This window comes from Lacrimispora sinapis (genome assembly GCF_043633585.1).
GTDB classification, from domain to species: domain Bacteria; phylum Bacillota; class Clostridia; order Lachnospirales; family Lachnospiraceae; genus Lacrimispora; species Lacrimispora sinapis.
In genome coordinates this window covers 2938981-2950862 of the sequence record NZ_CP141832.1, presented here as the reverse complement: position 1 = coordinate 2950862, position 11882 = coordinate 2938981, and the positions used below count along the sequence as shown (strand labels likewise).

Annotated in this window: 13 protein-coding genes; 10 read left to right on the top strand and 3 right to left on the bottom strand. The window is 40.5% G+C overall.

Annotated elements, in window-relative coordinates; all coding sequences use genetic code 11:
* Positions 1-27: 27 nt before the first annotated feature.
* From VIG27_RS13875 to VIG27_RS13845, 7 genes are all read left to right on the top strand, one after another.
* On the top strand, positions 28-804 hold the full coding sequence (locus VIG27_RS13875) for a sigma-70 family RNA polymerase sigma factor (RefSeq protein WP_394523119.1): 777 nt from the start codon (positions 28-30) through the stop codon (positions 802-804).
* Between the two features lie 15 nt (positions 805-819).
* A complete protein-coding gene (locus tag VIG27_RS13870; protein WP_394523118.1) occupies positions 820-1623 on the top strand; it encodes a flagellar hook-basal body protein in 804 nt (267 codons plus the stop codon).
* A 13-nt stretch (positions 1624-1636) separates the two neighbouring features.
* On the top strand, positions 1637-2407 hold the full coding sequence (locus VIG27_RS13865; protein ID WP_394523117.1) for a flagellar hook-basal body protein: 771 nt from the start codon (positions 1637-1639) through the stop codon (positions 2405-2407).
* A gap of 37 nt (positions 2408-2444) precedes the next feature.
* Positions 2445-3071: a chemotaxis protein CheC gene (locus VIG27_RS13860; protein WP_394523116.1), complete on the top strand. Its 627-nt coding sequence runs from the start codon at positions 2445-2447 to the stop codon at positions 3069-3071.
* The gene (locus VIG27_RS13855; RefSeq protein WP_394523115.1) at positions 3064-3546 is read left to right on the top strand and encodes a chemotaxis protein CheD; all 483 of its coding nucleotides are present in this window, start codon (positions 3064-3066) and stop codon (positions 3544-3546) included. The genes VIG27_RS13860 and VIG27_RS13855 overlap by 8 nt, the downstream gene beginning before the upstream one ends.
* An 82-nt stretch (positions 3547-3628) precedes the next feature.
* Positions 3629-4552 carry a chemotaxis protein gene (locus VIG27_RS13850; protein WP_394523114.1) on the top strand — a complete coding sequence of 308 codons (924 nt, stop codon included), beginning with the start codon at positions 3629-3631 and terminating at the stop codon, positions 4550-4552.
* Positions 4545-5825, top strand: coding sequence for an EAL and HDOD domain-containing protein (locus VIG27_RS13845; RefSeq protein WP_394523113.1), 1281 nt, complete (start codon positions 4545-4547; stop codon positions 5823-5825). Before VIG27_RS13850 ends, VIG27_RS13845 begins: the two co-directional genes overlap by 8 nt.
* Here VIG27_RS13845 and VIG27_RS13840 read toward each other — a convergent pair.
* Together VIG27_RS13840 and VIG27_RS13835 are read right to left on the bottom strand one after the other, a co-directional pair.
* Entirely contained in the window at positions 5822-6523 is a 702-nt protein-coding gene (locus tag VIG27_RS13840; RefSeq protein WP_394523112.1) for a late competence development ComFB family protein, read from the bottom strand. The genes VIG27_RS13845 and VIG27_RS13840 overlap by 4 nt on opposite strands.
* A 25-nt stretch (positions 6524-6548) precedes the next feature.
* Positions 6549-7322 carry a ParA family protein gene (locus VIG27_RS13835; protein ID WP_394523111.1) on the bottom strand — a complete coding sequence of 258 codons (774 nt, stop codon included), beginning with the start codon at positions 7320-7322 and terminating at the stop codon, positions 6549-6551.
* Positions 7323-7463: 141 nt separating this feature from the next.
* Between VIG27_RS13835 and fliD the strand changes: the two genes are divergently transcribed.
* From fliD to VIG27_RS13820, 3 genes are all read left to right on the top strand, one after another.
* Entirely contained in the window at positions 7464-10196 is a 2733-nt protein-coding gene (gene fliD, locus VIG27_RS13830) for a flagellar filament capping protein FliD (RefSeq protein WP_394523110.1), read from the top strand.
* 14 nt (positions 10197-10210) lie between these two features.
* On the top strand, positions 10211-10576 hold the full coding sequence (gene fliS, locus VIG27_RS13825) for a flagellar export chaperone FliS (RefSeq protein WP_394523109.1): 366 nt from the start codon (positions 10211-10213) through the stop codon (positions 10574-10576).
* 75 nt (positions 10577-10651) lie between these two features.
* Positions 10652-11047, top strand: coding sequence for a hypothetical protein (locus VIG27_RS13820; RefSeq protein WP_394523108.1), 396 nt, complete (start codon positions 10652-10654; stop codon positions 11045-11047).
* Here the strand turns inward: VIG27_RS13820 and VIG27_RS13815 are convergent.
* Entirely contained in the window at positions 11041-11874 is an 834-nt protein-coding gene (locus VIG27_RS13815; protein WP_394523107.1) for a C39 family peptidase, read from the bottom strand. The two genes, VIG27_RS13820 and VIG27_RS13815, sit on opposite strands and share 7 nt — an antisense overlap.
* Between the last annotated feature and the right edge of the window lie 8 nt (positions 11875-11882).

The following is an 11882-nucleotide window of genomic DNA, read 5'->3' as shown; positions in this document are numbered from 1 at the left end:
TATGTCAGAAAGGCAGTGTTAGTCGGAATGGAACAGGATTTTAGCCAAAATACCAATGAAGATTTACTAATTAAATATAAGCAGACAAAGGATATAAAGATCAAGCATGAGCTGGTGATGCGTTATATGTATATGGTTAAAAGTATATCCATTCAAATGAGAGATGTATATTTAAGCTTTGCACAGGTGGAAGATATTGTAAATGAAGGCGTTTTAACGATTATGAGCGGGATCGAAAAATTTGATCCGGAATTAAATGTCAAGTTTGAAACATACATCTCCAAGCGGATACGCGGTATGATCATTGATATGGCAAGAAAGCAGGACTGGATTCCGAGAAGCGTCAGAAAGAATGCGAAAGATCTTGATAACGCTGCTATGGAGCTTTGTAACCGGCTGGGCCGTTTCCCAACGCCCCAGGAGACTGCGGATCATATGAATATCAGTCTGGAAAAATATCAGGAGGCTTTGGGGAAAACCAATATTTACAGTGTTCTTTCTCTGGATATGGTTCTGGAAGCAGGTAACGAAAGCAAAAAAGTGCTTCAGCTCCCTTCCATTAATGAAAATGACCAGCCGGAGGACCATTATCTGCAGGAGGAATTTAAGCAGGTTCTGGTTTCTGCCATAAATAATTTAAAAGAAAACGAGCAAAAGGTTATTTCTTTGTATTATATGGACGAATTAAATATGAAGGAGATTGCACAGGTCATGAGCGTCAGTGAGCCGAGGATCTCGCAGATTCACTCCAATGCGATACAAAAACTTCGGCTGTATTTGACTAATTTTATAAATGGGAAATAAGAAAGGGGAAAAAATATGTTTCATGGATTTTATAATCTGGCATCTGGAATGCTGTATCAGAACCGGAACTTGAATACGATCAGTAATAACATGGTTAACACAAGTACCCCAGGATATAAATCTGACCGTATGGTCAGTACCACCTTTAAAGATGAGATTCTATATCGCAATGGCAATTTAAACAAAAACAATGCAACACAGATCGGTTCTTTGTCCTCAATCCGGGCCGTAGGATTAACTAAGACCAGTTACAATCAGGGAAATGTAGAGGAAACAGGGGAGAATTTAGATTTTGCCCTTACAAAACCAGGATTTTTTGCAGTACAGGATACAAAAGGAAACAGACTCTATACAAGAAATGGTTCTTTTCAGATTGATCAGGAAGGCTATCTTTGTTTATCTTCCCTTGGAAGAGTGCTTGGAGAAGACGGAAATCCCATTGAAATGACCACGGATCATATCTCGGTTGATAAATCGGGGAATATCTATGAAGTACCGTTAAAAGGTCTTGGAAAAGAGGAAGACGGAGCCGATTCAGAAGAGGAGGAGCCTCAATTACTTGGAAAAATAGGGGTTTTTGATTTTAATGATTATAACCAGCTTGTAAAAGGCAATAACGGAACCTTTACTACAACTGCAGATGGGAATGCGGTCGATGGGGGAATCCAGTGGAAATCCCTGGAACGATCCAATAGTGATCCCATTGATCAGATGACTGCCATGATGACCAGCCAGAGGGCTTCACAAAGTGCAGCCCAGGTTCTAAAGATGTATGACCAGCTTATGGGCAAGATCGTAAGCGATATAGGCAGAGTATAAGGAGGTATAGCGGATGAATCAGTCCTTTTACATAGGAGCTTTGGGAGCAATGAACCAGCAGACAAAGCTTAATATTGTTTCCAATAATATTGCAAATGTCAACACCGTAGGCTTTAAACCAGAATACGGTGTGTTTTCTGATTTAATTTATAATGAAGTAAGAAATGCGCAGGGAGAGAATGGCGCTAAAACAGGAAGCGGCACCACAATTGATACGGTGAAGACCAATATGAGTGTCATGCCTTCCCGCACCACTGGGTTGGAGAACGATTACGCGATTGAAGGGGAAGGGTTTTTTATGTTAAAAGACCCTGTTACAGGAGACATCACTTATTCAAGAGACGGACGTTTTCAGCTGGCAAAAACAGAAGATAAATTCTATCTGGTGAATGTAGATGGAAAAAGAGTTCTGAATATGGATAAAGAAGAAATATCTTATGATGTAAAGCCCACTTCCTATCCTGATGGGGAAGAGGAAGAAGAAGAGGAAGAAGAGGAGCTGGAAGAGGGGGAACATGACCCAAGGGCGATTGGTGTGTACACCTTCTCTAAAATGGACGGCATTCATAGTGTGGGAGACAATGGTTTTGTTGCTTCAGCAAAGAATGGCGAACCCATTCTTCTGGAAAATGCAAAAGTGGTAAAAGGTTCTCTGGAGGAGTCAGGAACCGATTTTGCCCTTGAGATGACCAGAATGATGGAAGCTCAGAGAGCGTATTCCTATGCGCTTAAAATGGTACAGACTTCTGATGAAGTGGAGTCAACAATTAATTCACTGCGATAAATAATAAACGTATGCGTTGAGGAAAGAGGGCGATTATATGAAAATAAGGCGTTATGATGAAATGAATGGATTAGGCCTTGATCTGATTCGGGAAATCGGCAGTATCGGAACCGGTAATTCCGCAACTGCACTGTCTTCCATGCTTGGAAAATCCGTGCGCATGACTCTTCCTGATGTTCAGATCCTTGGCTATAACGAAGCCATAAAATTTCTTGGTGATCCAGAGGAAATTGTTGCTGCAATTCTGGTAAAGATGACTGGAGAAATCAACGGATTAATGCTGTTTATACTGAAACTTGATTTTATCAATGAAGTTTTAAGCAGCGTGATGCAGAAGGAAATAAAAGACTATTATCAGTTAAATGTTATGGAAACCTCTGCACTTGAAGAAATTGGAAACATTATCATTTCTTCTTATGTGAATGCCATGTCGACACTTAGTGATGTGACCATTAATTTATCGGTTCCTGATATTGCTGTAAATATGCTTGGAGGCATTTTAAGCGTACCGATGGTAGAGTTTGGATACCAGACGGATAAGATGATGATGATCAGCGGACAGTTTGTTATAGGGGGGAAAGCTCTCCAGAGCGATCTTTTGATGATGCCGGATATAGAATCATTAAACTTTCTAATGGAGAAGCTGGGGATTACGAATGGATAAACAAATTACAGTAGGGATCGCGGATATGAAATTTGCCAGGCAGGAAGGTACACTTATCACTTATGCACTTGGTTCCTGTATCGGCATTAGTCTATATGATCCCATGATTAAGCTGGGAGCACTTGTACACATCATGCTCCCGGAAGTATACGGTTCAGGAGACGGAAATGTTTTTAAGTATGCAGATACAGGTCTTGCAGAAACTTTTCGTAAAATTGAAATAATGGGAGCCAGAAAGCCCAGGCTGATCGCTAAGATTGCCGGAGGGGCAAAGATGTTCCAATTGCAGGGGAATAGCACTCTTGGCAATATCGGAGCGAGAAATATAACCAGCGTAAAGCAGATATTAAAAGCATCAGGGATACGGCTTGCAGCAGAGGATGTTGGGGAAAATTATGCACGTACCATGTCGGTTGATATCAGTACCGGATTGGTCAAAATTCGTACATATGGAAGAGCAGAAATTGTTATGTAAGCATTATGAACCAGCGGATGAGTGTCGATAAATCAGTAGGCAGTTGTTTTTGCTGATCATATAGGGATAAAGGAGAAAAAGTATGGCAGAAACAGAAATTTTGTTAGAATCAGGAACCAATGAGATAGAAATAATGGAATTCACCATTTATGGCGAGTTATATGGGATCAATGTTGCAAAAGTTCGTGAAATTATGATGTCAGATAAAGTAAAGCCTATCCCCCATGCCCATCCTTCTGTAGAAGGTATTTTCAAACCAAGGGATCTTTTGCTTACGGTGATTGATCTTCCTCACTACCTGACAGGAAGAGTTTCTGAGAAGCAGCCGAAAGATTTGTTTATTATTACAAATTTCAATAAACTGCATATCGCATTCCGTGTTCATAGTGTAGTTGGAATCAGCCGTATTTCTTGGAAGGATATCCAAAAACCGGATGATACCATCAGCCGGGGCGATGAAGGGGTAGCGACTGGGATAGCTCAGTGCGGAGATGACCTGGTTACGATTTTGGATTTTGAAAAAATCGTTGCAGAAATTGCTCCTGAGACAGGAATTCAGCTGGACGAGCTTAATAAGCTTGGACAGAGAACCGCAATTGACTGTCCGATTCTGATTGCAGAAGATTCGATTCTTTTGACAAAGATGATAGAAGCAGCGCTTAGAAAAGCCGGATATCAAAATCTGACATTTAAAAATAACGGACAGGAGGCCTGGGACTATCTGGAAAAGATACGCGATGATTCCGATCTGGAGAAAAAAGTAAGCCTTATCATAACTGACATTGAGATGCCGGAGATGGATGGCCACAGGCTGACAAAGCTTGTAAAAACGGACCCTAAGCTACAACAGATACCTCTTATTATTTTCTCATCCATGATCAATCAGGAATTGATGATAAAGGGAAAACAGTTAGGGGCTGATGAGCAGTTGAGTAAACCGGAGATCGGCCATCTGGTTGAAGTAATAGACCATCTGACTCAGAGGAGGAAGAATAATAATGGATAGATATGTCACCCGACAGCCGATTAAGGCTTTGAAGGAGGACAGGATTGTTGGATATGAAGTATTGTTTCAGAAGGACTATAATTCCATCTACAGCAGTTCTGATGTAGCAGTTGCTGACACCATTTCGGATTTTCTTATGCAGAATTCCGATAGTTTTGCAGATGATAAACTTACCTTTGTTACTTTTACTCCGGCTTTGCTGTTTCGAAATACACCCAGGATTTTTGACAAAGAGAAAATGGTAATCCAGATTGAAGATCATGTTATGATTCACCCTCTGGCACCTACGATTATTAGAAAGTACAGATCGGAAGGGTATGAGTTCGCTATTAATGATTTTCAGTTTTCGCCCAGTTTTTTCTCCATGCTGGACTTTGCCACATACATAAAAATTGATATCGGGAATAAGAGAGATCCAAAAGACCGGGAATCATTAATTAATATCATAAACACCATGAAAGGTCTTGATAAAAAGTGTATTGCAACTGGTGTGAAAGAAAAAGAAGACTACGACCTTGCCTTGGAGATCAATGCTGATTTTGTTGAAGGAAGTTATGTTGCAGAAGCATTGGCCAAAAAAGTAAACCGTATGGAATTCCTGCAGGGAAACTTCTTTCAGTTGGTTGTAGAAGTATCAAAGGATGAACCGGACATCGAGCAGATCGAAGAGATCATCAGCCGGGATACCGCTTTGAGTTATACACTTCTTAAGATTGTAAACTCTGCTTATTTTGCAATGCGCTGCAGAGTATCCTCCATTCGCCAGGCCCTGATTACCATGGGGATCAGTCAGTTAAAGCAGTGGGTTTATCTCCTGAGCTTTAACAATGATTCTCATCATGATCAGGCTCTGGAAGCAATCATGAAAATATCATTCCTGAGAGCAAATTTTGCTATGGTTCTTTCTGACCATGTCCGTGATTTCCCGATTCTCCGCTCAGAAGCATACATCATGGGAATGTTTTCAACCCTTCAGTACATGATCAATGCTCCGTTGGAGGAGATTTTAAAGGAAATACCGGTAGCACAGGAGATCAAAGATGCTTTAATAAAAAAAGAAGGAATCTGCGGCACGCTATATAAACTCATCTTAAGCTATGAAAATGCGGAATGGAAGAGTGTAAAAGCCATGTCTGACGAACTTGGATTGCCTTCCGGATTACTTGCACAAACATATATGGATTGTGTAGATGCGGTAAATGAGATATGGAATAGTCTCATTATCAGCGCAGAACAGGAAACAGATCTTTCAGAAGAAAAAACCCACGCCTAATGGTGTGGGTTTTGTTTTACGACAAAACAGGATTTTGTAATTTCAACAATTACCTGCTGCGAATATCGGTTGGTATAAAAATTTAACAGTGGAGATGCAGAATTTGATTCCACAACAATATACTTTGGAGCTAGTTTTGTTAGCGTCAGCGCTGTGATGTCTGCAACGCATCGTCCGCAGGAACAGGTGTCAAATTTACTCACATAGGTATCCACCAAACTTTTCACGATATATTCCATAACATTTACATATTGGTAGGTTGGAATCGGTGGTCTTTGGGTTGCCACGTCTTCTTTTGGAACCGGGTCCATTGTACTGGAAGATTCCTCAGAAACAGAACGATCAGCTTCTGGAACGCTGTTCTCTATAGATGTAATTTCCAAAGGGACAGATTCTGTATCATCTTCTGGAGCAATCCCTTCCTCCTCTTCCAGCTGTTGCCGGATCAATTCAGAAACCGGGTCAGGAGCAGAAGAAGACATATCAATAATGGAAATGGGGGAAGGGGACAACGGTCCCTCCTGTGTCTGAATGGAAGCTTTATGAGCCAATACAGTAAGCTCTTTTATCGTTTCGGAGGAATCTGTATTCAGACTTGCAGCAAGATTCTCTTTCGCTGCTTCTGATTTGGAGGATTCTGATTCCTCACCCGCCAACAGATTCATGACATGGGCAGTCTTACTGCTTTTTCTAGCCATTGTTTCAAACTCCTCTCATTATATATTAATTTTTACGCTGATTAATCAATTTTAGAATCTCATCCACCAATGACATGTAATCCATTGCAGGTTTTGACCGTGGGGCATAATCCAGAAGGCTTTCGCCCTGTGCCGGTGCCTCCGCCACACTGACACTGGAGCGGATATGTGTATCAAATACGATAGTGCCTATCTGAGACGCAATATCCTGAGCCATTTCTTTTACTTCCTTTGATAGAAGTGTTCTGAAATTGTACTTATTAAGCAGAATGCCAAGAACATCAAGATTGGGGTTTACAGAGGCCCGAACCGTATTGATCGTTTCTTTAATCTGGGAAACACCCAACAGGCTTAAGATTTCCGGAATCATGGGAATTACCAGATAGTCAGCAGCTGCATAAGCATTCACAGTGAGAATGTTTAATGCAGGAGGAGTATCAATGATAATATAGTCATAGTAACCAGCTACAGTAGAAAGAATATTCTTCAACATGCTTTCCCGCTGTTTTCCGGTAAATTCCAGTTCAGCACCGCTTAAAAGGATGTTGGATGAAATAACATCACAATATTTTGCAGAACGAATCGCCTCCTGCAAAGTTGCTGTACCCTTAAAAACTTCATATATGGTAGCACAGGATTCAATTTCAAGACCAAGGCTAAAGCCCAGATTACCCTGTGGATCTAAATCGACTGCCAAAACTCTTTTTTGCTTCATGGCCAGACCGCATGCAAGAGAGCAGGAAGTGGTTGTTTTGCCTACGCCGCCCTTTTGGTTAGTAATGGTAATTACCGTTGACAACTTCTATACCTCCATTCGTAAATTAAGATAATACTATTATCTTTAGTATACAATATGTCGATAAATAAGTATAGCAAAAACAAGAAAAAAACCGAATTTTGACGAAAAAACGGTTATAAGATAATAGAAAGGAGTTTATATATGGCATCAATATCGAGCAGTAGCAGCAGTACCAATGGTGCATCTTCTATCAGAGGTTATGGCGGCCTTGCCAGTGGTTTGGACAGAGACAGTTTGATTGAAGGAATGACGGCCTCCACCAGAGCCAAGATTGCAAAACAGCAAAAGAGCAGACAGTCTTTATTATGGAAACAGGAGGCATATCAGTCGATCAGCTCAAAGCTGGTTGAATTTAACAAGAAATATGCTTCTTATACCAATTCGTCAACAAACCTATCCAGTCCAAGTTTCTGGTCCAGAAGTAATATTACCGTATCCGGAACGAATAGCAAATATGTAACTGCTTCAGGAAGTTCCTCGATTACAGATTCTATTTCAATTCTTGGTGTAAAGCAGTTGGCTAAGAATGCTTCTATGACTTCTAAAGCAGGTGTATCCGATCCTTCCCTGAATACTGGAAATATAAATTTAGGAGAAGAACCAGTCAGCACCTTAGAGGGAGGCTATATAACTTTTAAATACGGCAGTAAGTCTTTTAGTGTAACGCTTGGTACGGGAACAACGAATGACGGATTTACCTATGACTACTCCAATGGCAAGAATGCTGCTGATTCTATCAACAGATCATTAAAGGAAGTATCGATTGGCAATGGAAAGACATTGGCCGATGTGATTGATGTTACGGCCAGTTCTGTTGATGGAAATCCTTCAAAAGCCAGCGAGCTGTCAGGAACACCGTTTCAACTGGATTTTAAATCTAAGGATACGGCTGGCAACACCTTATTAGTGGAAGGTGGAAGTAAGGCTGCTTTAGACGCTTTGGGATTTAAGGATATTGACAAGATGGAGGAAAGCGACAGAAAGGTTACGTCAGAAGGCTTATCAGAAGTAGTGAAGAAAAACCAGAAAGAAGCCAATAAGCCCAACGATGCAGGAAACTCTTCGTTTTTTGAAATGAAGTCTTTTGCAGAACGGTTAGGTGGAAAGAGCGTTACCTTTACCTATAATGGTACATCAAAATCCATTTCCTTTGGCACGCAGGCAGAACTTGAGGCCCGGATGGTTGCAGGTAATGACAAAGCGTCCTTAGACAATATTGCCAATGATCTGCAGGAAAAGCTTAATAAAGCATTTGGAGATAACAGAATTAAAGTAAAGGTACAGCCGAATGAAACAACTGGTCCTTATAATCTTTCGTTTGAAACTGTGAGAGAAGGAGGAGTGAATGATGATTCCTCCATACTTTCCATATCTTCATCAGATCGGGGTGTTATGGGTAAGAATGGAGCATTGAAGATTTCTAATGATGCCTCCAATCGTTTAAACATGAATACTTCCATCCAGGAATCCGGGTTAAAAGGAATTGAAGATAGAATGGAAGAAAGCTTACCTGGTTATAAGACAATTCAGGCAGCCATTGATTCACTCAAAGATGAGGCCACGATTGGCGATTTGAGAAATAAGATAAAAGAGAACAATCCTGCCATGTCTGATACGGATATAGACAAAATTCTAACTGATTTTAAGATAGATGATTCTGTTGAGAATATAAAAGAAGCCAGGACTAAGGTATCCCAGGCTGCACTTGGAACGAAGTTAGAGCTGAAGATTAATGGGGTAGAAATTGAAGGATTGACCTTTGCAAGTTCCATGAATGATATCATGAATAAAGTCAATTCCTCTGATGCTGGCGTTAAAATCAGCTATCTGAAAAATGCGGATAAATTTACGATCGAGTCCACGGTAGATGGTGCCGGCGGAAAAATCGTCTTTGGCGACTTGGATCAAAATGGAAAAGTGATTGATAGTGATTATGTCAAAAATGCAAGTACTTTATTTGGCGTTAAAACAGACGAGGCCGTAGTTGGTAAGGATGCGATTGTGGAAGTTCAATATGCAGGTTCTGACGAACCAACGGAACTGGTACGAGGAAGCAATTCTTTTAATCTGGACGGTTTAAACATCACGGTTAATGGTACTTTTGGCTATGATGATAAAGGGACTCCTATCGCAGATGATGTACCAGTGACCTTTTCTTCCAAAACAGATGCAGATAAGATTGTAACGGCAGTCGCTGATATGGTTAAGGATTTTAATGAAATCATTAAATTAGTAGATGATCAAATAAGCACAAAACCAAATCGGGATTATGAGCCTCTTACAGAGGAACAAAAAAAGGATATGTCAGAGGATCAGATTAAGAAGTGGGAAGAAAAGGCAAAAGCTGGAATGCTTTTCAATGACAGTGAACTAAGATCCTTGACGGATGATCTTAGATTTATATTTGATGCTGGATCAGAAGACAGGAATAAGCTGAGTTCATTTGGTATTACAACAAGCAGTACTTATGGTGATAATGGTAAGCTTGTATTTGATGAAACGAAGTTTCGGGCAGCACTAGAGTCAAGTCCGGAAGAGGTGCAAAAGCTGTTCACCCGGTCAGAGGATTCCAATAAGGATGACAAGGGAGGAGTTATGGCCAGGTTGACTGCAATTACAAATAAATATGCAGCTACGACCGGAGCCGTAAAAGGTACCTTGATTGAAAAAGCGGGTTCTGTATATGCCCCGACAAGTGTCTTGTCCAATTATATGCAAAAATCAATTGACTCTGTTGACTCCTATATTAAACGTCTTCAGACTCAGTTGAAAACGGAAACAGACCGGTATGTGAGTCAGTTCACGAATCTGGAGAGAGTAATTTCTCAAATGAACTCTCAAAGCAGTTGGTTGAATTCTTCCTTAGGCGGTTAAGAATGGCGGTATAGATGATGAATGGATATCAGAATTATAAAGAGCAGTCTGTAAATACAATGACACCAGGAGAGATGCTGAATCTTCTGTATGATGAATTGTTAAAACGGATTACGAGGGCAGAGCTTGCTTTGGAAAAAAAAGATTTCGAATTGTTTGATCAATCAATGCAGCGTTCCATTGATATAGTTACTTATCTAAAAAATACATTAGATTTTAATTTTGATATCAGTACAGAATTAAGGAGGCTGTATGACTTCTTTCTTTATGAATTAAGCCGTACGATGGCCGGAAGGAATTCAGCGATATTAGCTGAAGTCAGACCCTTAATTATAGACCTGCGGGATGCATTCAAAGAAGCCCAGAAATTAAGCAGATAAATTCAAATGGCTGGAGCGGGACAATCCTCTCCAGCCATTTGCGAATGGTGATAGGAGCAATATTAGGAGGAAAAGATGGAAGAGGCTATGTTGATAGAGATTCTAAAAGAAGTTCAAAAGAAGAATCAATATATCCTGGAAATTGAAAGAATAACAAGAGAGATCGGGGAAGCGTTGTCCAGAAACGATAGAACATCAGTACAAATACTTTTGGGGATGCGACAGGAAGAGATGGACAATGCAGATGTAAGCGAAAGAAATATCCAGAGGCTCACATCAGTTCTCCAGCAGGAGGATGCGGTTAAGCTCTTAGGCTGGATCAAAGGAGAGGAAAAGATAAAACCGAAAACTCCACTGGAAGAAAAATTGGTTGAAATATGCAAAAATATGCAAACCGCGATAAAGCGGACCATTGATTTGGACCGCCATATTAGCTTGCGGTTGGCAGGGAAAGATTCCTATTATCAGTAAGACTGCGGAAGGCTGATGGCCCACAATGGCCCCCCGCTTGAAGAATGATGGTTCAGTTCGTGAAGAATGATTGCCGGGTCCCAGTCAATCGTTGTATTATTGTAATTGTTTGGGTCTGCGATACGCATTTTCCCCTCATCTGTCATGCGGGTAATAATAAGAAAATGTCCGCTTTGGGTAAAATGTCCTTTTTTCATCAAAGCCACCACAAGATGGCCAGAATTCAATTCTTGCTTAATCCGTTCGGCTGTATATTCTCGGATGGGGGTTGCCTGAATACCAAATGCAGAAGCAGAATCACGAATAATACTATGATAAGAGCCATCTCCGGGGGCCCAGCATCGGTTTGCAGCTGCCCAATTAGCGATATCAGCAGGAAACACTTGATTCCCAGTCAGGCTTGTGATAAGCATGGCCATGATTGTCGGTCCACAGCCATAGATAGACAGAGGGTCTTTTCCTCCCCAAAGATAATCCCCCCACCTGGAGTCGTTTTGATTATAGTAGGTAAGCGGCCCTGCCGCACTATCAAGCATTAAATCATATTTTCCTTCTTGAGGAATTTCAATATTTGTATCAGCTGCTCCAGCAGCAGCGGAGTCCATTGGTACTTCTATGTTGTTTGAAGGATTGAATGAAAAAGTAGTGGTAAAGGGAACTGTTATTAGAAATAGAGTTTGAATCATAAAATTATAAATTCCACTCAAAAAAATCACCTTTTCTATTATAAAATATTTGATGCCTATAATATGTATCGTACAAACACCAGACAAAGTTAAGAAATTTACATAAAAACCGATATATAATATGTAATGTAATTTTTCCATAAGATACG